Genomic DNA, 26,698 nt, shown 5'->3' on the forward strand with positions numbered 1-26,698 from the left:
ATCGGCGGCAAAAAAATAGACGTTATGATAATTTTGGTTAAGCACCCACCTGACGAATTTTTAAAATGAGACTAATTGTGCTGATTTTGATACGATTCGTAGAGGCCGGATAAGTTATTTATATAATTTTGCTGATTCATTGAGCAGCAACAAATAACCAAATCTCAAATAACAGAAGCAATGACCGATAAGAGCCTTTCAGCGAAGCCTCATTACCCAATATTAGATGGATTACGTGGTGTGGCAGCCATTATCGTTGTAACCTTTCACCTTACCGAACCCCTAGGAACCGGACACCTGGACATATTGGTTAATCACGGTTACCTGGCCGTTGATTTTTTCTTTCTTTTATCGGGCTTTGTAATCGGCTATGCTTATGATGACCGCTGGCATAAAATGACGATCGGCACCTTCTTTAAACGCAGGATAGAACGGCTACAACCCATGGTGATATTAGGGATGACGCTCGGTGCAATCGGGTTTTATTTTACAGATTCAACCATCTGGCCCCTTATCCATACCGTTCCGCTGTGGAAAATGCTGCTGGTAATGCTGATCGGTTATACCATTCTGCCTGTTCCCCTTTCAATGGATATCAGGGGCTGGGAAGAGATGCATCCGCTTAATAGCGTGGGTTGGTCGTTGTTTTTTGAGTATGTTGCCAATATTTTGTACGCCATCGGTATCCGGAAATTTTCGAAAACTGCCTTAGGTATTTTGGTGTTCATTGCGGCTGTAGCACTCGCACACTTAGCCATTACCAGCCCTAACGGGGATGTAAGCGGAGGCTGGACACTTAATTGGGAACAGGGCCGCGTTGGTATTACCCGTACCATGTTTCCTTTCTTTGCCGGGCTGCTGCTTTCGAGGATAGCAAAACCCACACGTATCAAAAATGCTTTTTTATGGTGCAGTCTCCTGGTTGCCATTGTTTTATATATGCCACGTATTGGTGGCGCCGAACAGGTTTGGATGAATGGGATTTACGAATCGGTATGTATCATCATTATCTTTCCGCTCATTGTTTACCTTGGGGCAAGCGGCATCATACAAAGCCAGACTGAGCTTAAGCTCTCCAAATTCCTGGGCGATATCTCCTATCCGCTTTACCTGGTACATTACCCCTTGGTTTATTTTTACGTAGCCTGGATCAGTAATCATAAAGGTGTAACCATTGTACAGGCCTGGCCTTATGCCTTGCTGATTTTGATTGGAAGCATTGCCTTAGCCTATATTACGTTAAAATGGTATGATGAGCCTGTTCGCAAATGGCTGAGAAAAAAACTTGGCTAATTGTAGCGTTATCGGATTCACTTTCGATAATAAATGTGAGAAAATATTCCTGAATCGTATTTCCTGAACTTGGATTTTCGGGTTGAATATTCTTAAATTCGCACCCTGATATATTTGGAGGCTAACTAAGGGAGTTTAGCCATTAAAGAAACATAAAAATGGAAGAAAACGATTTTGTATCTATCTGGCTCGAAGAAAGCGGAAACCCGGCAATTGAAGAACTTGCCCTTGCAAATGCTGAAGTTTCAGGTAAAACAGCTAAAGTATTGGCTGATAAAGGACTTACAAGCAAAGATCTTTCTGTACTGGTAGATATCAATCCTATGGAAATCGAAAGATGGCTTAGTGGCCGTCATACCTTTAGTATTAATGTATTAAAGGAAATTTCGGGCAAATTAATTGCCTAGAAAGATAAACTTTCATTATTTTCCTTAAAATCTTAAACCGTAGCCAGGATTACGGTTTAAGAATAAGCCCAGTCGATGATTTGCTTCAGCGATCGCTTTATTTCGGCTTGCCCTTCCTCGCCTTTCACATCAATACCACAAAAAGTTCCGTTATTTTGCGAATAAAGTGACAGATAATAAATACCGCTAATCAAAATGGCTTCTATTGCGCGTATATTCTTGTCTTTATCCTTAAAATATTCATCGTAAACAGTTGCAAAAAGTTTTTCGCCTACTTCTTCACGCTGGCGGTTGAGTTCTTTCAGGGGTTCAAAATCTTCCGAGATGCCCCAGGTTATGATTTTTCTCATTTCCTCACTCCCCATCAGCGCATCCAGCTGATCTACAAGTAATTGGTAAGCCATTGTCTGGCCAGAATCTACTTTAATCTGTTCAATAACATGCTGGGTCTGCTCTTCGCTAAACCTCCAGTAATCTTTTGTAAAAAGGTATTCTTTTACAAGCCCTTCCAATCCGCCAAAATACTTGTACACAAGTTTCCGGTCTACATTAGCCTTTGCAGCTACCTGCATTACATTCAGACCTGCAAAACCACTTTCGGTTAGGATAATGCCCAGCGAATCTATAAGTTTTTGTTTTGTCCTTTCTTTGTTTCTTAGAGGTCCGTCGGTTATTTTTCTACCCATTTAAATGCATTTTAAGGCGCAATTTGCAATTTTCTAAGTGATATTTCAAATCGTAATTGATTTATGTAAATCAATACCCGATTAAATCAATCCTGATCATGTATTTAATGTCCATTAATCAGGTTTTTCAGGCATTCAGCTAACCATATTCTGTTTGCTATCCCGATGTGCACATATAGGAAATAATAACCGGTCTTTTACCAGGGTTTACAATTTGTTTTTTAGCAGTGCTGGAATTGCTGAATGGATAGCAAACTTAACCAGCCTATTGAAAAAAGTGATGAGGACCCGCCTTTAATTAGGAAGTTATGGCTGAAATTACATTAAAATTAATTGTAAAAATTACAGTTAACGTTAAAATGTTGGCAGCAAAAAAAACATTTTTTCAAGCTTTCATGTAAAATTTATGAAAATATTACAGCTTAAATCTAATTAAACAGTCGTGCTGTCTGATTTCATGTAAAAAAAATAAAATTCATTTTCAACTAAACCTTTAACTACCCTATATTTGAAACCAAGTCCCAAATAATATTTTACAACTAAAACAAAAGACAGTATTATGCAGGACTTTTTTATTTCTAACAAGGCAATAAGCCAAAAATCAGCCACTTTCGGCAAACAATCCATTCTGCTTCAGGCGATCCCAAAATACGGTATAAGATTATTTTTTAGCTAATTTTTAGCTGGCACGTCCCCTTACGTGAAATCTTTCATCAGCCGCTTTTGCTCATTTTTTTTAGCCCGTTTACAAAAATCAATTAATTATTAACCTTTAAAACCTAAAACAATGAAAAACAATTTTTTAAAATCAGGCCTGCTATTGGGATTGGTTGTTACCATGGCGGTGAGCTGTAAAAAAAAGGAAGAAACACTTCCAGAAAATGTGGATCTGAAAACTGAAAAACAAGAGCATCAGGAAAATTTTGACTGTAGAATACTTGGCGTTAGCACCAGTGGTCCCTCAACTGAAGGAAATGGACAAACTGCGGTAAGATGGCCTAATGGAAGCACGGTTAAAGTGCGCTTTAAGGGAGGATCTACATTTGTACGCAATAAAGTTAAGCAGTATGCAAAAAGCTGGGAGCCTTATGCAAACATTACCTTCTCATTTGTTGCCGATAATGCTGCTGCTGATGTTAAAATCGGCTTTGATGAGCCCGGCTACTGGTCTTACCTAGGTACCGATTCAAAGTCACAGACAAAATCTATGAATTACGGAGGATTTGGCACCAGTACCCCCGAAACTGAATTTAGAAGGGTAATCACGCACGAGTTTGGCCATGCCTTGGGCTTAGACCACGAACAGGCTCATCCTGATTCAAATATTCCATGGAATACACAAGCTGTTTACGATTACTATATGGGTGCTCCGAATTATTGGTCGAAAGAAGATATCGATTATAATGTACTCGCCGTAAACACGAGAACTGGCTTAAGTTACAATACCTACGATACAAAATCGATCATGCATTACCCCGTTCAGGCACGTTTTACAACTAACAATAAGGCAATAGCTCCGAATAATACAACCATTTCGGAGGGCGACATTGCTTATGTAAGAACTTATTATCCGGGAAGAAATTAATTCATTTGCTGGCCAAATACTAACTTATAAAACATAAAACCAATGAGAATTAATTTATTGAAACCGGGTATGGTACTCATCATGCTTGCAGTTACAGCATTAAGCTGCAAGAAAAATGCAGAAGACAAGATGGCTGATACCACTAACCTGAAAACAGAAAAGACAGCTCTTTATGAAAATTTCAGCTGCGAAATGTTAAGTCTTAATACTACCGGACCCGTAACTGAAGCCAACGGACCATCAAATAAAAGATGGCCCAATGGTAGCACGGTTAAAGTTCGTTTTAGCGGCGGATCTCCATACGTGCGCAGTAAGGTAACCCAGTACGCCAAAAGCTGGGAAGCTTATGCCAATATTACCTTTTCTTTTGTTGCCGATAATGCACCTGCGGATATTAAAATCGCTTTTGTTCCGCCAGGCTCTTCGTCTTATATCGGCACTGATGCCCGATACCAGTCAACTTCAATGAATTTTGGATGGTTTAACGACAATACCAGCGATACGGATTTTAGAAGAACCACAGTGCACGAATTTGGTCATGCCCTGGGATTGGGGCACGAGCAGTCGCATCCAGATTCAAATATTCCATGGAACAGGCAAGCTGTTTACGATTATTACATGGGGCCACCTAACAATTGGGACAAAGCAAAGATTGATCGTAATGTACTTGCTGTAAGTCCGAGAAATGGTTATAACTATAATGCCTATGATACAAAATCAATCATGCATTACCCGGTTCAAGCACGTTTTACAACTAACAATACTGTAATTGCGCCAAATAATACAACCATTTCGGAGGGCGACATTGCTTATGTAAGAACTTACTATCCGGGAAGGAATTAACTAAATTCTTTTTCGAAAAATCCAGATTGTTAAGAGAGATGCCGGATAGTAAACTGGCATCTCTCTATCCGCTATTAACTAACTAAAAACCATAATGAACTATTTTTCTAAACTTTTCTTATTTATTTTTTTCAATATCCTGATATTCAGTTCCTGTAGAAAAGAAACGGTTGAAAACCTGTCAGATGTAAAAACGGCAGCTGCAAATAAAAAAACTATGGCAGCCGCTGTAAATCAGAATGCCACAAATGTTGATGAAAAGATCATTGTAAAGCAAGATGAAGAAAGTATGCCCGTTTGGCTATACGGCAACGCCAATTCCAACACCATTATTTTAATGGTACACGGTGGGCCGGGAGATATTGTTACTTCCTACCGAACTGTTAATCAATGCATTGCATTTAAAAGATTGGAAACTAATTACATCGTGGCTTACTGGCAGCAACGTGCTTCCGGAGAATCGCAGGGCCCTGATAACCCTAAATATTACACCATTCCGCAGTATGCTAAAGATTGCGATAAGGTAGTAGACGTATTGTTAGCCAAATATCCGGGTAAACAAATTGTACTGATGGGACACAGCTGGGGTGGTATGCTCACCTCCTATTACCTGAGAACTCCCGCACGACGGGCCAAAATTAAAGCATGGGTAGACATTGCTGGCGTGCATAATGGAGTAGGTCTTATCGAACTTTCTGTTCAGGATTTAAATGCGGAAGCCAACAAGCGAATTGCTTTAAATCAGAATGTAGACTATTGGACAGGAGTTAAAAAAAATATTTCTTCGAACCCATATAGTAGTAATCCGATATCATACGACTGCATAAAAAATATCGAAGAAGTCATCGTTAAAGTATATCCAATATACCCCAATACAGCCCGTGCCCTTAACAGTAACAGGTACATTTTCCCGGTAGAAATTAAGACAGATAATAACAGCTACCTAAGAAGTTACGCCTTGCCAACCTTGGTATTATGGGGTAAATATGATTTTTCGGTTTCTAAACAAATCCGTGACCAGGCTCTGGCCAATAGCGGTTCAAAAAAGCTGGTGAATAAAGAGTTTATGGCTTCCAGTCATTTGCCCATGTTTCAGGAGCCGGCTGAGTTTGCAGCAGCTATAGAAAATTTTATAAAAAGCTTTTAATGTTATCACGATAACGGCCCAATGATCGCTTTTTGAAACAACTTCTCATTAAAAAATGAGAAGTTGTTTATTTAACTTTAATATAAGGGCCTAAGGAAAGCAAATTGAAAATCTGACGTAGTTGCTTCGCGGGTATTTTATAAGATTAAAGGTCATCAATCGAACTTACTTTTTGCACTTAATCAGATAGAATGATTGGTTTTCTTCAATTTCTGTAATTTCAAATAATCCGTATCCGCCAAATTCAGCTTTTATTGATTCCTGGTCATAAAAATAGATTTGCGCACCTTCAAATAGTTCATAACGGTCTGTGCTGATCAGTTTTCCTTTTCCATAAGTATTCGCTGTTTTCGAAATTACGGTAAATACCATATAGCCATTTTCTGAGAGTTGATTGTAGCAATCGCTGATTAGCTTTTTCCTTTCATTGCTATCCAATAAATGGATCAGGGCATAACAAAATATCCCATCGTATGTATTCTGATCAAATGGCATTTCTGTTACCGAACCATGGTAGATGCGCATATCTTCACCAAAATGTTTTTTCGCCAGTTCAATTGCAGTATTCGAAATTTCGATACCGGTTACAGCAATTCCATGGTCCCTGAAAATCTGTGCATTGCGCCCGTAGCCAATGCCAGGGATCAACATATTTTTTACAGCATGCTGAAGAAAAAAATCTTTGGTCAGTACAGCTGAAAGTGCGGGTTCCAGCCCCCACATTTCCTGTTTTTCGCCAAATGCGGTTTCCCAGAATTCTGGTTTTTCACTACTATCTTCCATAGTTATCATCTTGCCTAAAATTAATATAGAATCATCACATTATGAACAGAAGGATGTCAGGTTTTTAACAGACCTCGCAGGTTTTAAAAACCTGCGAGGTCTGCTGCTTCTGGTCGTCGCGAGACGCTAAAACTAAAAGGGTACTATAAAGGTTTTTTAGCCGGATGAAACCTGCGAGAGTCTTTGCGTTAGGGATTGTAAGGGTTTAGTACCGATCCTTCATCGGTACCGGAGCGAAGCGGAGCCCTGAAAAGCCCGACCCTTTCCCTATTTTTCATCGGGAAAGGGTAACGCCCAAATGATTAAAACTGTTAAATCACCTAAATAAAGGAATAATTAGGCAAATAAAGTTTTTTAAAGTCTTAGCGAGATGCTAAGACTAGAATCGAGGATGATAGGTAGACCTCGCAGGTTTTTGAAACCTGCGAGGTCCTGACAACTATTATTTAGTATTTATGACAACATTCCCTCCGTTTTTGAAAAGATCGTGTGAGATAAAATAGCCCTGATTGATTTTTCCATCTACTTTAATATCGGTAATTCCCCTGCCCTTGCCTGGTTTGTTGATGGTTAGTATTTTGCCAGTATTTGTTTTCCATTTCACCTCATCAAAAAGCGGAGCAGTTACAATATAATTCGGATCAGTTGCCGAAAATGGATATAAGCCTAAAGAACTGAATACATACCAGGCCGACATTTCGCCTGCATCATCCATTCCCGAAAGTGCCAAACCATCGCTTCCTATCCCATAAAGTTCGTTCAGGATTTTGTCGATTATTTTTTGCGATTTCTCTGGCTTACCTATAAAAGTATAGGCAAATGGTGCTTCGTGATCAGGCTGGTTACCCTGGCAGTACTGCCCGATCATGGTTTCTACATTCCTGGCAATATATTTCGGGTTCCATGGCAAAGTAAAGAGCGAATCGAGTTTAGATTCAAAACCGTCTACGCCACCGTAAAGGTCGATCAGGCCTTTCATATCATGTGGCGCGTAGAACGAAACCTGCCAGGCATTGGCTTCCCTGTACATGTATTCGTAATATGGGTATTGCGGATTAAAAGGTTTTATCCAGTCGCCATTATCTAACCTCCCACGCATAAAACGCGTATTCGGATCAAACATGTTTCTGTAGTTTTTCGATCTGGTCATCAGGATGCGGTAGTTTGCGGTATCGCCCAGTTTTTTTGCAATCTGCGCCAGCGAATAATCATCGTACGAATATTCGAGCGTTTTAGAAACACCGGCTTTTGCTTTCGTTTCTACATGTGGATTTTTAACATCGGGATCAGAAATATAACCTTTATCGATGTATTCCTTAATAAAAGGTCGTGCACCACCATCCACATTGGCATTGCGTAATAAAATCTGATAAGTGCCCCTGATATCGAAATCATCAATCCCCCGTAAATAGGCCCCAGCGATTGACGATGCACCATGATCGCCGTGGAAAAAGGTTGGAATAAACCCGGTTTTGTCACCTACATCTTTCATTGATTTAATTACATCCAAAGTTACTTTCGGCGTAATCAGGCCTAAAAGTACATCTTTGTTGCGGTAGGTATCCCAAAGTGATGGTTCGGTATAATAATTGAAGTTGCCTTTAATTACATTGCGTTTAGCATCTTTAAATTCGCCGTTTACATCACTGCGCAAAGCAGGCCATAAAAACGAACGGTACAGGCATGAGTACAACATCTGTTTTTGTTTTTCCGTACCACCTTTTACCTGGATGTTCGATAAAAGTGATTCCCATTTTATTGTTGCTTCATTACGGATCTGTGCAAAAGTTTTATTGCCGATTTCTTTTTCTAAATTTTCTTTAGCATTGGCTGTACTCACAAACGAGAGTCCGATTTTTAATTCTACCGGTCCGGTACTTCCATCAGCCAGGTGGATAATGGCATAACCCGAGCGTTTTCCAACATCAGTTTGATCAAGCTTATCTATTTTGCCGTTTATGGTTGCATAAAAATAAATATTCTCGCCGCCCTGAAAACCCTGTACAGCTGAAGCCCCCACCTGTTCGATATTCCAGGTAGAAACGCCGCTGTTTGCTTTTCCCAATAGAAATAATATCTGCCTGTCGTGGTTATTTTTATATTCATACTGATGATATCCTGATCTTAATGTTGAAGTAAGCTTTACATTCACCTTATAGTCATCAAGATAAACCTGGTAATAACCTGGTGCAGCGCTTTCATTTTTGTGCGAAAACTTTGATCCGAATTTTTCTCCCGGGTTGGAAAGGGGTAAAATTGGGATATTGCAAAGGTTCCAATGGCCTTTGTTGGTATGCGCGAAACCATAAATGGTATCATCTTCATATTCGTAACCTGCACCAGAACCAAATTCGGTAATCGGACTCAGCTGCACCATGGCATTGGGTAAAGAGCTGCCGGGAAAAGTTAAGCCTGCCCAGGAGCGCCAACCCTGCGGAAGCTCATAGCCCAATATTTTAGGATCGGTAAGCGGAGCCGTACCAATAAAGGTATTTACATATTTGGTGTAAACTGTTTTGCTTTGCCCCAGGGCGCGGTAATTGGCCGAAACAGTAAAAAATAAGATAATGCTTAGAAATTTGGTTAGTGATTTCATTTTACATAAAACGATTTAGTGTGTGGTATCAAATATATAAAATCTATTAAATCCATCAGCTAAATATCATAATAGTTACCATTCATAAATCCCATCAAAAAACTCGTCATTGCGAGGAGGCTTTTTCAGCAGCCGAAGCAATCTTACAATGATCGCTATTCTCATTAAGATTGCTTCGTGCCTAGCAATGACGGCTGTGACAGTAAAATCCCTCCCAATGCTTAAATAATTGAATAAAATGCCAATAATCGAGATGCAATCGCGCTCTGATTATATATATCTTTGAAATCACACTAATCAAATATCGTTATGCTTTTTAAACCTAAGCAAATGATTTGCCTGATGCTGATTTCATTTTTGGCATTAAGCTTTTCGAGCACTGTATCTGCGCAAAAGAAACCAGCCAGCCCCTTATTGCTCTGGGATAATAAACCAGCCCAAAACTGGATGACAGAGGCCTACCCCATTGGGAACGGCCGCATTGGCGGAATGATTTTTGGAGGAGTAAATAACGAACATATCCAGTTTAATGATAATACACTCTGGACAGGCGATGAAAACGACAGGGGCATGTACCAGGCCTTTGGAGATCTGTTTATTGATTTTGTGCAGAAAGACCAGAATTTTACAGGTTATAAGCGCGGTTTAAACCTGGCCAATTCGGTACATACAATCAATTATACCCAAAACGGGACTCATTATAAACGCGAATATTTTTGCAGTTTTCCGGATAAAGTGATGGTTTTAAGGCTTACTTCTGATCAGAAGAATGCTTATTCGGCAGCAATCAGGCTCAAAAATGCACATCAGGGCAAAATAACCGTTAATGGAAACACCATTCAATTCACAGGTACGCTATCAAACGGAATGCCTTATCAGGCTACGGCACTGGTTAAAATTGAAAATGGAAAATCCTATGCGGTAAAAAATGATGATGGTGAAAGCCTGAAAATAGATAAAGCAGATGCCATTACCATTATTTTTACCGCGGCAACCAATTACAGTAATAAACGCGAAAAGCACTGGAAAGGTGAAGAACCGGCGCCAAAAATTGAGCGCATCCTCAAAGCAGCATCTGTAAAACGTTATGCTACATTATTAAAAAGCCATATAGATGATTACCAGAAGCTGTTTAACCGCTTAACCATTAGTTTAGGAGAAAGCGATACTAAGAACTATGGTTTACCTACTTATCAGCGCCTGATCAATTATAAAAAAACGCCCGATCATGACCTTGAAACCTTAATTTTCCAGTACGGAAGGTATTTGTTGATCAGCTCTTCCAGGCCAGGTGGTTTACCAGCCAATTTACAGGGACTTTGGAACGAGAGCAATACGCCACCATGGGGAAGTGATTACCATTCCAACATCAACATCCAGATGAATTACTGGCTGGCCGAACCTACCAATCTATCTGAATGCCATATTCCATATCTTGATTACATTAACAGCATGCGCGAGGTAAGTGCGGTTACTACCCGCAAAGATTATCCTAACACCCGTGGCTGGACAGTAAAAACAGAAAATAACATTTTCGGCGGAATGAGTTATTTGTGGAATACACCAGGCAGCGCATGGTACGCGCAGGCGCTTTGGGAGCATTATGCCTTTACAAAAGATAGGGACTATCTGAAAAATTTTGCCTACCCGATTATTAAAGAAATATCTGAATTTTGGGACGATCATTTAAAAAGAAGACCAGATGGCACATTGGTATCGCCACTGGGATGGTCGCCGGAGCACGGCCCTACCGAAGATGGGGTAACGCACGATCAGCAGATTGTATACGATCTGTTTACCAATTATATCGAAGCTGCTGAAATTTTAGGTATCGACAACGATTATAGAAAACATATTGCTGATTTAAAGGCACACCTGTTAAAACCAAAAATAGGTAAATGGGGACAGCTGCAGGAATGGGAAACCGACCGCGACGATCCAAAAGATCAGCACAGACACATTTCGCATCTTTTTGGCCTGCATCCCGGACGAGAAATCAGCACCATTAAAACACCTGAAATGGCAAAAGCGGCACGGGTTACTTTAACTGCACGTGGTGATGAATCAACAGGATGGTCGATGGCCTGGAAAATGAATTTCTGGGCGAGGTTACAGGACGGTAATCATGCCTATAAAATACTGCAGAACTTTATAACACCGGTTGGCGGTTCGGGCACTGATTATAATAAAGGTGGCGGAATTTATTCGAACCTCTTTTGTGCACATCCACCCTTTCAGATTGATGGAAATTTTGGTTATACCGCTGGCATTTCAGAAATGTTATTGCAAAGCCAGACAGGTGAGCTTCAGTTTTTACCTGCCCTGCCTGATCAATGGTCGTCGGGAAGTATACAAGGTTTAAGAGCAAGGGGTAACTTCGAAATCACAGATTTGGAATGAAAAAAGGTAAGATAAGCAAATTATCAATTAAATCACTATCTGGTGAAGATTGCGTGGTGAGAAGTCCGAATGCGTTAAAAGTTAAAGGAGTTAAAGAAGAAAAATCAGGAAGCGACTTTAAATATAGCTTTAAAACACAGGTTGGAAAAGTTTATAGCTTGAAGGATAAATGAGATGACAAAATTAGAGAATGATTGAATGAGAGAATGGTTTAATGATAGAATGATTGAATGGGAGAATTAAAGAACGAAAGATTACAGATTTTCATAACACTTAATCATTCAAAATTCATTCACTCAATCATTCAAAACTCATTCATTCAATCATCCAAAACTCATTCATTCAATACTTAATTCCTCAAACATTTTCCTTTTGATTTCCGTTTTTCTTGAAAAGAATTGAAATGAGTACTTCAAATAAAATACTGACTGAACACAATGCAAAAGTGGTTGTGCTTGATTTTATCAACGCATTAAACGCAGAAGATTTCGAACTTGCCCGTCAACAGTTGCAGGATGATATGAGCTTTAAAGGAGTGATGGGTGAAAGAAACGGTGCCGACCTTTACATTGAAGACATGAAAAAGATGAAATTCAAGTACGATATTAAAAAGGTATTTGTAGATCAGCAAGAGGTTTGCCTTTGGTACGACATTGATATGGGTGCGAAAACCATTTTCTCATGCGGTTGGTACAAACTGGTCGACGATAAAATCCAGTCGTTTCAGGTAATATTCGATCCACGGCCAATTTTATAAGTATCGACATTTAAAAATTTACGTCATTTCGACCGGAGTCGAGAAATCTATAACATGAATTAACTTTAAATTTCTCTGCTCCATTGCATTTTGGTCGAAATGACGAATGCAAAGTGGACTAACAAACCTGCTTCAATTTTCTGATGATCATGTGGCTGTTTTCCAGTTGGAAGAGGAACATCAGAAATTCGTCTGTTTCACTGATTTCGATAGCCGATATTTTTCCCGATAGTGTATTTCCATCAGTTATGTCTTCACCGATTTTCAATTCTAAAAGTGTGGATGTGGGTAACTGATCGTTTACAGTTATCATTTTTTATAAGGTATACTTAAGGTAAAACAAGTTTTTTCGGGTGTAGAAGTAACATCTAAACTTCCATCATGTGCCTTTGCAATTTCTGATGCAATATATAAGCCTAAACCCAGACCTTTTTGATTTGGTTCTACTTCTCCCCTCGAAAAAGGCTGGAACAAACGTTCCATTGCAGCTTCCGGAATCTGTTTTCCTTTATTGGCCACACAAAGGTTAAACTCTTTATCAGTACTGAAAGCGGTAATTTCTATAGTAGAATCAGCTGGCGAATAGTTTAAGGCATTGGCCAGCAGGTTCGAAAAAAGTTGCGCCAAACGTTTGCCATCAGCATTAACCGGATGTTTAAAATCAAAGTCAGTTTTGATATGCCGGCTTGGCCATATCGTTTGCAATTCATCAATTACCTGTACCAGCAGTTTTTCCAGGTCTTCGTCGGCAGTTCTGTTAATGGTAATACCATCGCCTAAACGTCCGCTGGCAAAATCGAGTATATTTTCGATCAGGCCATTCATCCTGAAAGAAGAATCTTTTACAATTTTGGCGATACGGATGCCGCGTTCATCTAAATTTAAGCGCGACAATAATTGCGCACTACTTGATATTGCATTTAGCGGATTCCTTAAATCATGGCCCAATATGGCAATAAACTGATCCCTTAAGATGGCTATTTCCTGCTGTTTTTTCAATTCCTTTTCAGCAATGTCCAGTTGGTCCAATGCATCCATGTGGAAAGCTATTAAATCGGCAAACATGCTAAACATGCCTGTAATGGCAGGATTTTTAAGTTTGGCGGGTTTAGGATCAATGGCACAAAGTGTTCCGAAAAAATTACCGTTTTTTAAAATAATCGGTACAGAAATATAACTTTGAAAACCATACATCAACGGAGTGTGATGTCCTTTAAAATTTTCGTCCTCATCAACATGGTCAATGATTACAGCTTGCTGGTGCTGTCTGATTTCGTTGCAGATGGTGGTTTCCAGTTTAAGTTCCCCGCCAACCGGTAAACCAAAATTAATTTCATCATGTATAGCGCAGGCTATCCATTTATCGGAGGTTACCCTCGCAACTGCAGAAAAACCCATGCCAGTGGTACGGCACACAATTTCTAAAATATGTGCAATGGCCGGGATTTTATTAATAGCTTCTATATCAGAAAGAATGGTTTTTTCGGGATTTTGCAAAGCGGGAATGAATAATCTTGCAGCAATTTACAAATATTTCTGATTGCAGAAAAGACTGGTCATAAATTCTAACGCATGTTTTACAAAGGCTGTAAGTTTAGCGCTTAAATAACGTATTTATACCTGTAATTATTCCTGTTTGTGTTAGCAATGATAAGACCGTATTTATCTGTAAAATAAAATTACCAATAAATACGGTCTGTTATGTTAAGCTTTTAGCAAAGCTGGTTTTTCGTGGTATGTTCTCCAAAGTAATTCGCCAAATAAGGTGTTAGACCATGCGAACCATGCCCTGGTAAAATTGGCCGGATTATCTTTATTAAACGATTCGTGCATAAAACCTTTACCTGCATGAGTTTTACGTAAAGTATCTATACAATATTTAATTTCCGCATCATCTTTTGATGTTAACGCGCGCATGGTAATGCTCATCGGCCAGATCATGTCCTGTCCGGCGTGCGGCCCGCCAATACCTTCTGCTGCTGTACCCTTAAAGAAATACGGGTTATCTTTAGATAGCGCAAATTTCCTGGTATTCTGGTAAATAGGATCTTCAATTTTCATTGCACCTAAATAGGGTAAACCCAATAAACTTGGCACATTAGAATCATCCATCAGATAAGAACTTCCGAACCCATCTACCTCAAAGGCGTAAATTTTGCCATATTTCGGGTGGTTAACAATAGCATGTTTCTGTAAGGCAGCATTTACCACGTCAGCAAGATTTAACAAACTACTTTCCAGATTTTTATCGCTTTGTAATGCTTTAATCATTTCGGCCGCTTGTTTCAGACTCGATACGGCAAAGAAATTAGATGGCACAAGGAAAGGAAAAATAGTGGCATCATCACTTGGGCGGAAAGCCGAACAGATTAAACCTACAGGATTTACCGGAAAACCATAACCTGCCATTGGTAACGAATCGGTGGGTTGGGTAGTTTCCCTTTGGAAATGATACGGACCTTTATCTGTCTTGCGCTGCTGTTCTTTAAATGTTTTTAAGGTCGCTTCAATTCCTTTTTTCCAATCGGCATCAAAAGGAGTTTTGTCGCCTGTTTTTTTCCAGTAGTGGTAAGCCAAACGGATAGGATAACATAACGAATCGATTTCCCATTTACGCTCGTGTACACCTGGCTGCATAGCTGTTTTATCGGTTTTCCACTCACCTACTTTAGTGGCATCGCCATAAAAAGCATTCGCATACGGGTCTTTTAACACACATTTTGTTTGGTGGATAATTACCCCCGCAATTAATTTTTTAAGGGGTTCATCTTCGTTTACAAACTGAAGGTATGGCCAAACCTGTGCAGAGCTGTCGCGCAACCACATGGCATCAATATCACCAGTGATGACATACGTGTCAGGGCGGCCACTTTTTTCGCTATAATATACCGTGGTATCCAGGGTATTGGGAAAACAGTTTTCGAACAACCAGGCCAGTTCCGGGTTTTTAACGTTTGCCTGGAAAGTTTTAATTGCCGCATCTACAGCTTTGCTCTGAAAATGCCTTTTAGCAGCAGCTACACGTACCACAGGAAATTCGGGAGCGAGATTGGCAGCAAAAGAAAGTTTCGATGCAACTACTCCTCCGGCCAATAAACCTGTGTTTTGTATAAATGTTCTTCTTTTCATTATGTTGTGTTATGATAATTTGGTTCGTTTATGTTAACCGGAAAATCTATCTGATATTGAATATATTCAATGATAAAGGGTAAGATTATTCGGTTAGCGCTCAAACAAATATTATGATAATATTTGGAACATCAAAATGAAAATATGCAATTAAAGCATTCCTAAATCGATTTTTGTGTTATGAATTATCCTGAAATTATATGTTTAGAGGTTTAAAACAGATCAATGCTTATTTGGCTTCGATTTACTATCTTTAAATAACCAAACATTTTAAGATGAATGCTGATCTAACCACCACATCAAAACGCATTTTATCCATTGATATATTACGCGGGCTCGTAATGATCATTATGGCGCTTGATCATACCAGGGATTTTTTCCATATCGGTGCCATGACCGGCGACCCCCTAAACCCCGATACTACAACAGGAATGTTGTTTTTTACCCGCTGGATTACACATTTTTGTGCGCCAACCTTTGTTTTTCTATCTGGTTTATCAGCTTATTTATCCGCCCAGAAAAAAACACCTGCGCAGGCCAGTTTATTTTTATTAAAACGCGGAATTTGGCTCATATTTATAGAAATTGCGGTCATCTCACTGGGCCTCACTTTTAATCTTCAATATAATTTTATCATTCTACAGGTAATATGGGCCATCGGCTGGAGTATGGTCTTTTTGGCTCTGGCCAGCCGGATTTCATATAGAATGGTTTTGATTATCGGCTTGATCCTGGTTTTCGGTCATAATGTTTTCAATTTATTTCCTGAGCCTAAAGATGCAACCGCAGGGATGATCTTAAAGGTATTTTTCACCGCATCCGGAACGGTTGTACCTTTAAACAGCAACCATTTTATAGGTGTCTTTTATGCTATCCTGCCGTGGACGGGTGTTATGTTTTTAGGTTATGGAATCGGTATCTGGTTTAAAAGAAATTATGAAGCTAAAATCAGGCAACGGAACTTATTAATTGTTGGTTCGTTAACAGTACTTTTATTTATCGGCTTACGACTCATCAATGTATATGGCGATCCGGCTCCGCGGAAAGAATACCATGACCTCTTTAAAAACCTGCTGGCATTTTTTAATGTGAGTAAATACCCGCCATCATTAGAATACCTCGCTATGACGATAGGTCCGGCGATGTTGATTCTGGCAGTTATAGAAAACCTGAACAACAGATTTACCAGGATAACTTCGGTTTACGGTGCCGTTCCTTTCTTTTATTATGTGATTCATTTTTACCTGTTACACACGCTCCTTGTTGTTTTATTTTTTGCCACAGGTTATAGCACAAAGGAAATTGTGCAGATACCATTTTTATTCAGGCCTGTAACATTTGGCTTTAGTTTGCCTTTTGTTTATTTAATATGGATCTGCGTGGTTGTCTCGCTTTATTTGCCATGCCGATGGTTTAAGAAATATAAAGAAACGCACCGGCAATGGTGGTTAAGCTATGTTTAACCTTTTTTCCACTTAATGCCACAACCAACGGCTTTGGTAGAAGCAACTACAGGCTTTTTACCCACCGACAATTCGTTTACTGCATTTTTAACATAGTCGGTTTTAGTGCCATTTGCCTCTTCCGGATCGTTATCTATTGCACCAATGTATTCTACCACATTACCTTTATCGGTTTTGTTGAGCACAAAAACATGTGGTGTTCTGGTAGCGCCAAACTGTTTGGTAACCACATGATCAGGGTCTAAAAGGTAAGGAAAACTGAATTTCTTTTGGGAAGCCAAAGCCTGCATTTTTTCGAAACTTTCGTCCGGAACAGCACCTGCGTCATTAGGATTGATGGCCACAACCGGATAACCTTTAGTTGCATAAGTGGCATTTAATGCCGCAACGCGGCCCTGGTAGGCTTTTGCAACCGGACAGGTATTGCAGGTGAATACCACAATATATCCTTTGGCATATTTATAATCGGCAAGGGAAACCGTTTTGTTGTTCACATTCTTCAGCGAGAAATCTTTAACCACGTCGCCTATTTTATAACCTTCTGTTTGTGCAAATGATACTGCTGAAAGCAGCATAAATGCCATTAAAATCAATGTTTTCATTACAATTTATTTTAAGTTTAACAAAGTACTGTTCAGTTCGGCTTCGGTAAATTCTTTTTCGTAAAATCGTCTGCTTTTCTTGTTTACAAAAAGTGTTGCGGGTATAGCGCCAGACCATTTTTTATCAATTCTCTCTATATATTGCTGCTGATCGGGTTCATTTAAAAGAAATACTTCGGCATTTATCTTATTTTTTTCTACAAATGGAATCACTTCCTTTAGCAGTTTTGATTTAAAATCTAAACTCACCAAAAGCACCTTAACAGGCTTTTTTAAACTGGCTAAACGTAATTTCTCGAAATTCGGCAATTCTGCCACACATGGAGAGCACCAGGTAGCCCAAAAATTGATCACATAAGTGGTATCTTTTCCATTGGCAATGCGCTTGTCTAAATCATCTAATTTGAGCAGTTTTACCTGTGCATTAACAGAATAAGTAATTAAAGATAAGCAGATTATAAGAAATATACGCATAACAGAATAACGAAAATTAATTGGGATTGTTTTCATAAAGAGATCGTCATTTCGACTGAAGCTAATCGATTCTTCATCGGTAGCGAAATGGAGAAATCTATACAGCAGATTTCTCCGTTTCGTTGCACTCCAGTCGAAATGACGGAAATGGATTAATTAACCGATCCCGATTTCACCAGAACCTTTTGGTATGCAGGCAATGTTAAATCGTCAACAATTACACCACGGGTTGTACTGGCGTGAACGAAAAAACCATTATTGAGGTAAATGCCAACATGATCCACATCGCTTCCTCCGAAAGAGAAAAACACCAAATCACCCTCTTTTAAATTATCGACATCTTTTCTTCTTATTGCATTGGCCTGATCTCGTGAAATCCTGGGAAGCGTAACACCATAAATCTCTTTTTCCAGTAAAAATGCAAAACCCGAACAATCAATCCCGCTTTTATCCAATCCACCAAAACGGTACCTTACCCCTGTCCAATCGGTTATGAAACGATAAAGTTGCTTGCTTTTTAAATTGGCCATGGCATCTGCTGCTTTCGAAGCTTTGGTATCGCTTTTAACGGTGTATTTACGCGTACCGCAAGAAGAGAAGAATGCAACCAGCGTTATTAAATAAAGAATGTTTTTGAGGCGAAAGGTGTAAGGCGTAAAGTTTAAGGTTATATCCATAGTGTTGCCATTCTTATATTAACATTTTGGGCGTAAGGTATAAGGCTTAGGGTATAAGGTAATTTCTATTGTGTTATTTCATTTAGCTTTACGGTTCTTCACCTTTCGCCTTAAACCTTATACCCTACACTTTTCTTAATTTTTAATCAATCTTTGTATTTCATCCAGTTTTAGCAAAGCTTCTACTGGAGTTAGGGCATTCACATCAAGGTTATTAAGCGTATCGCGGATTTTAACCAAAACCGGATCATCTATGGCAAACATCTGCAACTGGTATGCCTGGTTCTGCACCTTTTTAATACTGTCTTTAATGCTTTGCCCTTCAGTACGGTCAATCTCAAGTTTCTTTAATATTTCGTTTGCCCTTCCGATCAGTTTAGGTGGCATACCGGCCATTTTCGCCACGTGGATACCAAAACTGTGCTCGCTTCCGCCGGGTATCAGTTTGCGCAGAAAGATTACCTTATTGGTCATTTCCTTAACCGAAACATTAAAGTTTTTGATACGCGGCATGGTATTCGCCAACTCATTCAGTTCGTGATAGTGTGTGGCAAAAAGCGTTTTTGGCCTTGATGTTGGATGCTGATGCAAAAACTCTGCAATGGCCCAGGCAATCGAAATACCATCGTAAGTACTTGTTCCGCGGCCAATTTCATCCAGTAAAATCAAGCTGTTATCCGAAATGTTGTTCAAAATGCTGGCCGTTTCGTTCATTTCTACCATGAAGGTACTTTCTCCCGAAGAAATATTATCGGATGCCCCCACACGGGTAAAAATCTTATCTACCAAACCAACTTCAGCATCTTTTGCAGGTACGAATGAACCCATCTGCGCCATGAGCACGATTAAGGCAGTTTGCCTTAAAATGGCCGATTTACCCGCCATATTGGGTCCGGTAATCATAATAATCTGCTGACTATCAGTATCCAGATAAACATCATTAGTGATGTATTCCTGCCCCACAGGTAGTTGTTTCTCAATTACAGGGTGACGGCCACCTTTTATGTCAAGCACCTTAGTTTCGGTAACTTTAGGCTTATTATAATGATTTTTTGCAGCCAGTTGTGCAAAACACAATAAACAATCCAGCTGTGCAATTAAAAACGAATCAAGTTGAATCGGTTTGATGTAGCTGGCTGTTTCGTACATCAGTTCGTTATACAAACGTACTTCTATGGCCTGTATTTTCTCCTCGGCACCTAAAATCTGATCTTCATATTCTTTAAGTTCCGGTGTGATGTAACGCTCGGCATTAACCAGGGTTTGTTTACGGATCCAGCCTTCGGGCACTTTATCTTTATGGGTATGGGTAACTTCTAAATAATAACCAAAAACATTATTGAACGCAATTTTTAACGACGGGATGCCGGTTGCTTCTGCTTCACGTTTCTGAATCTGCACCAGGTAATCTTTACCGCCAAAAGCAATCTTACGGAGGCGGTCTAAATCTTCATCAATGCCATCCGCAATTACATTTCCTTTAATCAGTAATGCCGGTGGTTCGGGTTGTAGTTCTCTTTCAATTCTATCCCTGATGGCTAAACATGGATTCAACTGATCCGCTATTTTAATCAGGAAAGTGTTTTTAGAATCATTGGCGAGTTTTTTAACCGCTTCGATGTGGTATAAAGCCCTTTTTAAAGCCACTAATTCACGCGGACCAACGCGTTGTAAACCTACTTTTGAGATCAAGCGCTCTAAATCGCCGATCTGTTTAATATTATTTAAAAACTCACCCTGTAGCTCTTCATGCCCGACAAAATACTCCACCATTCCGAGGCGTTCCTGGATGGGTTTAAGTTCTTTTAAAGGCATAATGATCCATTTCTGCAGCAATCGTGCGCCCATCGGCGTACAGGTATGATCCAGAATGTCAAAAAGTGTTACCGCATTATCATTGGGAGAGTTCACCAGCTCCAGGTTACGGATGGTAAAGCGGTCTAACCACATGTAACGGTCTTCTTCAATACGGCTTATCGAACTGATGTGTTGCAGATTACGGTGCTCAGTTTCGCCCAGATAGTGCAAAATTACGCCCGCGGCTACTATCCCACTTTGCAGGCGCTCCACACCAAAACCCTTAAGTGAAGAAACCTCGAAGTGTTTCATCAGGGTTTCGTTTCCAAAATCGGAGGTAAAAGGCCATTCATCTAAACCAAAAGTATAAAAGCGGTCGCCAAAGTTTTCTACAAAAGCTTGTCGCTTCGATTTTTGAAAAATTACTTCTGTAGGTTTAAAACCCTGCAAAAGTTTATCGATATAGTCGCTATTTCCCTGTGCAATTAAAAATTCCCCGGTAGAAATATCTAAAAATGAAATCCCCAGTTGTGCTTTATCAAAGTAAACACAGGCCAGGAAATTGTTCGATTTTTGATTTACAATGTTATCGCCATAAGCTACCCCAGGGGTAACCAACTCTGTTACACCACGTTTAACAATGGTTTTTGTGGTTTTAGGATCTTCGAGCTGATCGCATATCGCCACACGCTGCCCTGCCCTAACCAATTTAGAAAGATAATTATCCAGCGAGTGATGCGGAAAGCCCGCGAGTTCCAGAGCACCACCATTTGGGCCTGTACCCCTCCTGGTAAGTACAATACCTAAAATCTGAGCCGTTTTAATGGCATCTTCGCCAAAGGTTTCATAAAAATCGCCAACCCTAAATAGTAAAAGTGCGCCCGGATACTTCGCTTTAATTGCGTTGTATTGCTGCATCAAAGGGGTTTCTTTATTCGTGTCTTTAGCCAAAACTGAAATTAATTTACAAAAGCCATAAAGATAACACGAATATGCATTTTACGGCTGTTTTGTTGAAAAGTTAAGAAAAATGGGTTGTTTAATCGGTTAATTGTAGGATATCACAGTTAACCAATTTATACAGTTAAACAAGTAACCTAATAATCAATGATCAATCTTTCAATGAACATTAACAATAGTTTTATAACCATTTAACCTATTTATACAGTTAACCATAATTAGAAAATGAGGGGTTCTGTGCATTTCGGAGGCTGCAGTCCTGCTATCCCTCCAAGTCCTCACTCATGCTTCGCTCCGGGCTTTCCGTTCTATCAGGTTTATTAACAAGGGTTTGTTTTAAACACCATATTAAGATGACTTGGGAGTTAGACTTTTAATAAAATATAAGAAATTTTATTAAATTTATTTTTAGAGGCTATAAATTAATAAATCTAGTCAAACTATTACCTCATTTTTTTATGTTTTACAATAACGCTATTTGTGATATTTATATTGGAAGTGGAGCTGGCAAAAAACTTATGAATGATATGAAAGCTGCGAAGCGTTCAGTTAAGATAGTCTCTCCTTTTTTATCTCCTTATTTGATTTCAGAGTTGATTTATCTAAAAAATAACAACATTGATATCAAATTAATTACGACAAATAACATAGAAGATTTTTATGGTTATCGTGAAAAAAACATATATAAACTGATTATTCAAAATCGAAATACCGATCTTCAGAAGCAAAAAATCAGGGATAAGTGGATCAATTTTACAAACCGTCTTTCTTATATCGGTTTTAGTTTAGTAGCCGTATTAATTATCTTAGCCTATTATTTCAGGGATATTAATGTGTTTTTTGGTTTTATTCCTATTATTATCCTTTTTTTAATCCAAATTTTATATAAAACAAAAATAAAAAAACTGCAGATCTACAGTTATTATTATACCCAGTTATTTCCATTTAAAGTGTACATAGCTGACGAAAAAACATCTTTAATTCACAGTAAAATTTACTTAATTGATGACCAGATAGCATATATGGGTTCATTAAACTTTACCCAGAGTGGCACTCAATTTAATCATGAAACCCGAATAAGAACAACTGATGTAAATGCGATCCAGGAAATAAAGAAAGAAATTGATTTACTTTTTGAACATCCTTTCCTGCCGGTAGCAGACTTACAGATTTGGGGAAAACAAATATATATTGAACCTATTAACTAAAATTAACAGTTAATTTTAAAACGTTTTGAGGCAAGTATTGTTATTCATGTATATACCTAATTTTATAACTATGACGATCCAACTGAATACCGACAAGAATTTAACGATACATCAGGAATACGAAGAAAAAATACAAACCCAGTTAAATGAGGGCTTGAGCAGATATAGTGATTTAATTACACGCTTAGAGGTTCATTTATCTGACGAAAATGGCAGTAAGGAAGGATTAGATGATAAAAGATGTTTGTTGGAAGCCAGAATTACCGGTAAAGAACCAATAGCAGTTTCAAACCTGGGTAATACTTATGATCTGGCCATTACAGGTGCGCTTAGCAAACTAAAAAGTTCGCTTGAAAAAGTTGCCGGGAAGATGAAAAGCCATTAAAAGACAAAGAGATGCCGAACAAGTTCAGCACTACGATAACAAAAAAAGCAATCTGATCAGATTGCTTTTTTCTTTTAAAACGATGTTGATCTTTTACCTTTAATATCGAACTGAGAATTACACTTTCCATCTAAAAAATCAAATTTCGTATCCGAAACAGCGTTTATAAATAACTCATTGCTAATTTCATTTATTGTACTCACATGGATATCTCCATAATTACAAATTGAGCCTATAATATTCTGAGATTCATCTGTAAAGTGAATATATTGTATCAGTCCGTTAACAGCTGTAAGGTAAGCAAGGTGTTTAGTAAAATCCAACATGTCATTTTCACCCACAAGCAAACCACCAGAAAACTTTTTTTTAATCCCTTCGCTTGCAAAATAATCCATACCCTTTTTAAAATTTTTATACTTTCCCTCACGAAATCGCCATGCCAGTTTTTCATCACCTAAAAAAATAAAATGGTTTGATTTTAAACAGGCACAAAGATTAGAAAGTTCTTCTCCCAGGTTTTTAAGGTGCTTTTTATAGCTTTTCGATTTTAAGGTTAAAATATAATTGGAAAAAGTATTGGGATAGAAATAATCGTAATCTTCAATATCCTCGCTGTAAGTTCTGAGCGGAAATATTGGATACTTTGCAAGGCATTTCTTCCTTTTAATCTGTTTAATCAACTTATTTGCTGTTAGTCTAGTTGTTCGATATACCCCAAAAACAAATTCAATGCTTTTTTTCGGTCGTCTGTTACATCAAACTGAAGTTTATGATACAGATAATCTTCCAGATCAAAATTTGGTGATGCTGGTAACTCCTGTAAAACTTCTTTTCTGTGATCTAAACCAAACTTTAAAGCCGTATTAAATTCAGCTTTAAATTCTTCTGAAATTTCTTTGTTGGCTACCCAGGCGGCATACATAAAAGGTAATCCCGTAAAATTTTTCCACTCCTCGCCCATATCATAAGCGTAGGCGAAATCATCTTTTTTGCCAAAAGTTCTATCACCAATCAGCACGAAAGCATCTGTTTTTGCAGTAGGATCCGTCGTAAATTCTACTTCTTTTTTCCAGTGAAACTTAAGCAATACTTTAGCTAAATTGTTTGATGTGCGCGAATGGGCATCCAATCTTACTGTTTTAATTTCCTCTGCAGGCACATCGCTAAAAATAAATACCGAATTAACACCGCCATCGCTGCCAATGCAGTAATCGGCTACAATATTTGCATTCGGAACCAACGGAATAGCTGCAACTGGCATTAATCCTATATCAGCCTGACCGTTAATTACTTTGGCTGCGCAATCTGAAGGAATATCTAAACTTAAATCAATTTTATTTATAATTTCGGAATGTTCTAATCCGTATATAAAAGCTTTGGTGTTGGTATAAGCAACAGCCGATATTTTAATCTTATTCAAGGTATTATGTTTTGCGCTTTGCGATAAGCGTATTATTCAATTACTAAACCGTCCAGATGAACGGCACTGTTAAATTCAAGTACGGTAAATTTCCCGTCTTCCAGTCCCATTTTATATAGTACAGTATTCTGATGCGGAAATTCTGTCATTTCATTCAATGGCTTGCCCAGAAGCAAACAAAGGAAAACACGCATTGCCCTGCCGTGCATGCAAAGCAGCACCGTTTTTTCCTCTGGTCTGCTCTTTAAAATCTCCATTGGCTGTTTCAGCCGTTCATATACATCCTGCACACTTTCTCCACCTTCAAAATGAGCAGTATAATCTCCATTCTCCCAGCTTTGTAACATCTCGCGGAAAGCATCACGGGCATCTTCAGTATTGGGTTTTCCTTCCCAAACACCCCAGGCCAATTCATCCAATCCAGACAGTTTCTCCCATGGTAATTCCGAATCAATAAACTTTTGTACGGTTTGCCAGGTACGTTTTAAATCCGAAGTATAAATTTTATCAAAGGCAATGTGTTTGTAAGTTTGATAAAAAGCTTCGGCCTGTGCCCTGCCTAAATCATTTAAGTCAGAATTTATACCTCTGCCCTGTACTATGCCCTGTCTGTTAAGTTCCGTTTCGCCGTGGCGGATGATGTATATTTCCTTCATTAATAATGATTGATTGTTAAAATGATTGAATTTTGAATGATTGAATTATCGAATGAATGAGTTTTGAATGAGTGAATAAAGGAATTACTTGTCACATTCTATCAATCCTTCATTAATTCATTCAATAATTAATTCACTACTGGTAATTTATAATACTGAGGTTTTTTCTCTTCTTCAAAAACTACATTTTCAAAATCAGTAACTACGTTATATAAGGTATCGCGTTCTATTGCTTTTCTACCTACCTGTTTAATCAGGTTAACCAGTTCTTTGGTACTCATTGCAGGTGTTTGTTCTTCTGCACCGGCCATAGAGTATATTTTGGTGGTATCGTCTAAAGTACCGTCGATATCATCAACGCCATAATTTAAAGATAACTGGGCTGTTTCTCGACTAATCATTGCCCAATAAGCCTTAATATGGTCAAAATTATCCATGTAGATACGTGCAATGGCGTAATTCCTTAAATCTTCAATTACTGATGATTCTGGCACATTACTCATCTGGTTGTGCTGATTTCTGAATTTTAAAGGAATAAATGTCTGGAAACCACCTGTACGGTCCTGTAACTCGCGAAGTTTCTCCATGTGATCTACACGATGCCAGTATTTTTCGATATGTCCGTAAAGCATCGTAGCATTACTTCTCATGCCCAGTTTGTGCCATTCTTCATGTATGTCTAACCATTGCTGACCAGTACATTTATCTTTGGCAATCTGCTCCCTCACTTCAGGGTGAAAGATTTCCGCACCACCACCTGGTATCGATTCCAATCCGGCTTCTTTCATCAAACGCATTCCTGTTGCGTAATCGATTTTGGCTTTCTTAAAAATATAGTGATATTCTACAGGGGTTAATGCTTTTACATGTAAATCAGGACGATGTTGTTTAATTGCAGTAAAAAGTGCCGAATAAAAGGCTACATCATACTGGGGAAGCACCCCACCTACAATATGCACTTCGGTTACGGGCTCACCATCATATTTTTTAACAATATCCAGCATTTGCTCCATGGTTAGCGCCCAGCCTTCTTCTTTTTGCTTGATTAATCGCGAGTAAGAACAGAATTTGCAGTCATAAACGCAAAGATTGGTTGGTTCTAAATGGAAATTTCGGTTGAAATAGGTTTTATCGCCATGTTTTTTCTCGCGGATAAAATTAGCGAGTACACCCAAATAGCCTAATTCGGCATGTTCGTAAAGGTATACGCCTTCATCAAATGTAATGCGCTCTCCGTGAAGAACTTTATGTGCTATGTTTTGTAATTCAGTTGATAAATTGGTATCAGCTAATATTTTTTCAACTTGCTCAGTTGTATTCATTCCTGATTTATTTTGAACAAAAATACAATAAAGGGGCGATTTCAAAATCATTTTCTTGTAACAAACCGCGATTTTTGAATAGTGGCAATATTAATTAGCCACAGATGA

The 26,698-nt window shown here is 38.7% G+C and carries 25 protein-coding genes; 11 read left to right on the forward strand and 14 right to left on the reverse strand.

What is annotated here, in order from left to right; all coding sequences use genetic code 11:
- Positions 1-180: 180 nt before the first annotated feature.
- Both DRW42_RS23020 and DRW42_RS23025 read left to right on the forward strand, forming a co-directional pair.
- Positions 181-1,293 (forward strand): acyltransferase family protein, encoded by a 1,113-nt coding sequence (locus tag DRW42_RS23020; protein WP_113951226.1) that lies wholly within the window; start codon positions 181-183, stop codon positions 1,291-1,293.
- Between the two features lie 158 nt (positions 1,294-1,451).
- On the forward strand, positions 1,452-1,700 hold the full coding sequence (locus DRW42_RS23025; RefSeq protein ID WP_113951227.1) for a helix-turn-helix domain-containing protein: 249 nt from the start codon (positions 1,452-1,454) through the stop codon (positions 1,698-1,700).
- A gap of 56 nt (positions 1,701-1,756) precedes the next feature.
- On the opposite strand, the gene DRW42_RS23030 is transcribed toward DRW42_RS23025, so the two are convergent.
- A complete protein-coding gene (locus DRW42_RS23030) occupies positions 1,757-2,386 on the reverse strand; it encodes a TetR/AcrR family transcriptional regulator (RefSeq protein WP_113951228.1) in 630 nt (209 codons plus the stop codon).
- A gap of 787 nt (positions 2,387-3,173) precedes the next feature.
- Between DRW42_RS23030 and DRW42_RS23040 the strand changes: the two genes are divergently transcribed.
- The 3 genes from DRW42_RS23040 to DRW42_RS23050 all read left to right on the forward strand — a co-directional run bounded on the left by DRW42_RS23040 (position 3,174) and on the right by DRW42_RS23050 (position 5,961).
- A complete protein-coding gene (locus DRW42_RS23040) occupies positions 3,174-3,971 on the forward strand; it encodes a M12 family metallopeptidase (protein ID WP_113951230.1) in 798 nt (265 codons plus the stop codon).
- A gap of 42 nt (positions 3,972-4,013) precedes the next feature.
- Entirely contained in the window at positions 4,014-4,814 is an 801-nt protein-coding gene (locus DRW42_RS23045) for a M12 family metallopeptidase (RefSeq protein WP_113951231.1), read from the forward strand.
- A 94-nt stretch (positions 4,815-4,908) separates the two neighbouring features.
- Entirely contained in the window at positions 4,909-5,961 is a 1,053-nt protein-coding gene (locus DRW42_RS23050) for an alpha/beta fold hydrolase (RefSeq protein WP_113951232.1), read from the forward strand.
- Between the two features lie 165 nt (positions 5,962-6,126).
- Here the strand turns inward: DRW42_RS23050 and DRW42_RS23055 are convergent, their stop codons facing one another.
- Together DRW42_RS23055 and DRW42_RS23060 are read right to left on the reverse strand one after the other, a co-directional pair.
- Positions 6,127-6,744: a class I SAM-dependent methyltransferase gene (locus tag DRW42_RS23055; protein ID WP_113951233.1), complete on the reverse strand. Its 618-nt coding sequence runs from the start codon at positions 6,742-6,744 to the stop codon at positions 6,127-6,129.
- Positions 6,745-7,186: 442 nt separating this feature from the next.
- Positions 7,187-9,340, reverse strand: coding sequence for a GH92 family glycosyl hydrolase (locus DRW42_RS23060; RefSeq protein WP_113951234.1), 2,154 nt, complete (start codon positions 9,338-9,340; stop codon positions 7,187-7,189).
- 330 nt (positions 9,341-9,670) lie between these two features.
- Here DRW42_RS23060 and DRW42_RS23065 point away from each other — a divergent pair, with 330 nt between their 5' ends.
- The 3 genes from DRW42_RS23065 (at position 9,671) to DRW42_RS23070 (ending at position 12,497) form a co-directional block, all read left to right on the forward strand.
- Positions 9,671-11,740, forward strand: coding sequence for a glycoside hydrolase family 95 protein (locus DRW42_RS23065; protein ID WP_158544387.1), 2,070 nt, complete (start codon positions 9,671-9,673; stop codon positions 11,738-11,740).
- Positions 11,737-11,913, forward strand: coding sequence for a hypothetical protein (locus tag DRW42_RS28875; RefSeq protein WP_158544388.1), 177 nt, complete (start codon positions 11,737-11,739; stop codon positions 11,911-11,913). Before DRW42_RS23065 ends, DRW42_RS28875 begins: the two co-directional genes overlap by 4 nt.
- Positions 11,914-12,143: 230 nt before the next feature.
- Complete coding sequence (locus DRW42_RS23070) at positions 12,144-12,497, forward strand: nuclear transport factor 2 family protein (protein ID WP_113951236.1); 354 nt, start codon at positions 12,144-12,146, stop codon at positions 12,495-12,497.
- Between the two features lie 118 nt (positions 12,498-12,615).
- Here DRW42_RS23070 and DRW42_RS23075 read toward each other — a convergent pair whose 3' ends face one another.
- From DRW42_RS23075 to DRW42_RS23085, 3 genes are all read right to left on the reverse strand, one after another.
- A complete protein-coding gene (locus DRW42_RS23075; RefSeq protein ID WP_113951237.1) occupies positions 12,616-12,810 on the reverse strand; it encodes a hypothetical protein in 195 nt (64 codons plus the stop codon).
- Entirely contained in the window at positions 12,807-13,994 is a 1,188-nt protein-coding gene (locus DRW42_RS23080; protein ID WP_244215355.1) for a GAF domain-containing sensor histidine kinase, read from the reverse strand. The genes DRW42_RS23075 and DRW42_RS23080 overlap by 4 nt, the downstream gene beginning before the upstream one ends.
- A gap of 207 nt (positions 13,995-14,201) precedes the next feature.
- A complete protein-coding gene (locus DRW42_RS23085; RefSeq protein WP_113951238.1) occupies positions 14,202-15,626 on the reverse strand; it encodes a glycoside hydrolase family 125 protein in 1,425 nt (474 codons plus the stop codon).
- Positions 15,627-15,901: 275 nt separating this feature from the next.
- On the opposite strand from DRW42_RS23085, the gene DRW42_RS23090 reads away from it, so the two are divergent.
- On the forward strand, positions 15,902-17,089 hold the full coding sequence (locus tag DRW42_RS23090) for an acetyltransferase domain-containing protein (RefSeq protein WP_113951239.1): 1,188 nt from the start codon (positions 15,902-15,904) through the stop codon (positions 17,087-17,089).
- Here the strand turns inward: DRW42_RS23090 and DRW42_RS23095 are convergent.
- The 4 genes from DRW42_RS23095 to mutS all read right to left on the reverse strand — a co-directional run bounded on the left by DRW42_RS23095 (position 17,086) and on the right by mutS (position 21,590).
- A complete protein-coding gene (locus tag DRW42_RS23095; RefSeq protein WP_113951240.1) occupies positions 17,086-17,691 on the reverse strand; it encodes a thioredoxin family protein in 606 nt (201 codons plus the stop codon). The genes DRW42_RS23090 and DRW42_RS23095 overlap by 4 nt on opposite strands.
- A gap of 6 nt (positions 17,692-17,697) precedes the next feature.
- Positions 17,698-18,165 (reverse strand): TlpA disulfide reductase family protein, encoded by a 468-nt coding sequence (locus DRW42_RS23100; protein ID WP_113951287.1) that lies wholly within the window; start codon positions 18,163-18,165, stop codon positions 17,698-17,700.
- Positions 18,166-18,317: 152 nt separating this feature from the next.
- On the reverse strand, positions 18,318-18,842 hold the full coding sequence (locus DRW42_RS23105; RefSeq protein ID WP_113951241.1) for a C40 family peptidase: 525 nt from the start codon (positions 18,840-18,842) through the stop codon (positions 18,318-18,320).
- 135 nt (positions 18,843-18,977) lie between these two features.
- Positions 18,978-21,590: a DNA mismatch repair protein MutS gene (gene mutS, locus DRW42_RS23110; protein WP_113951242.1), complete on the reverse strand. Its 2,613-nt coding sequence runs from the start codon at positions 21,588-21,590 to the stop codon at positions 18,978-18,980.
- 467 nt (positions 21,591-22,057) lie between these two features.
- On the opposite strand from mutS, the gene DRW42_RS23115 reads away from it, so the two are divergent.
- The gene (locus tag DRW42_RS23115; RefSeq protein WP_208643617.1) at positions 22,058-22,807 is read left to right on the forward strand and encodes a phospholipase D-like domain-containing protein; all 750 of its coding nucleotides are present in this window, start codon (positions 22,058-22,060) and stop codon (positions 22,805-22,807) included.
- 70 nt (positions 22,808-22,877) lie between these two features.
- Positions 22,878-23,192: an HPF/RaiA family ribosome-associated protein gene (locus DRW42_RS23120; RefSeq protein ID WP_113951243.1), complete on the forward strand. Its 315-nt coding sequence runs from the start codon at positions 22,878-22,880 to the stop codon at positions 23,190-23,192.
- Positions 23,193-23,266: 74 nt separating this feature from the next.
- Here DRW42_RS23120 and DRW42_RS23125 read toward each other — a convergent pair whose 3' ends face one another.
- From DRW42_RS23125 to mqnE, 4 genes are all read right to left on the reverse strand, one after another.
- Positions 23,267-23,872 (reverse strand): hypothetical protein, encoded by a 606-nt coding sequence (locus DRW42_RS23125; protein ID WP_113951244.1) that lies wholly within the window; start codon positions 23,870-23,872, stop codon positions 23,267-23,269.
- 11 nt (positions 23,873-23,883) lie between these two features.
- Positions 23,884-24,612: a menaquinone biosynthetic enzyme MqnA/MqnD family protein gene (locus tag DRW42_RS23130; protein WP_113951245.1), complete on the reverse strand. Its 729-nt coding sequence runs from the start codon at positions 24,610-24,612 to the stop codon at positions 23,884-23,886.
- 32 nt (positions 24,613-24,644) lie between these two features.
- A complete protein-coding gene (locus DRW42_RS23135) occupies positions 24,645-25,268 on the reverse strand; it encodes a histidine phosphatase family protein (protein WP_113951246.1) in 624 nt (207 codons plus the stop codon).
- Between the two features lie 128 nt (positions 25,269-25,396).
- Positions 25,397-26,590 (reverse strand): aminofutalosine synthase MqnE, encoded by a 1,194-nt coding sequence (gene mqnE / locus DRW42_RS23140; RefSeq protein ID WP_113951289.1) that lies wholly within the window; start codon positions 26,588-26,590, stop codon positions 25,397-25,399.
- Positions 26,591-26,698: the final 108 nt, after the last annotated feature.

This window comes from Pedobacter miscanthi, assembly GCF_003315595.1.
GTDB classification, from domain to species: Bacteria; Bacteroidota; Bacteroidia; order Sphingobacteriales; family Sphingobacteriaceae; genus Pedobacter; species Pedobacter miscanthi.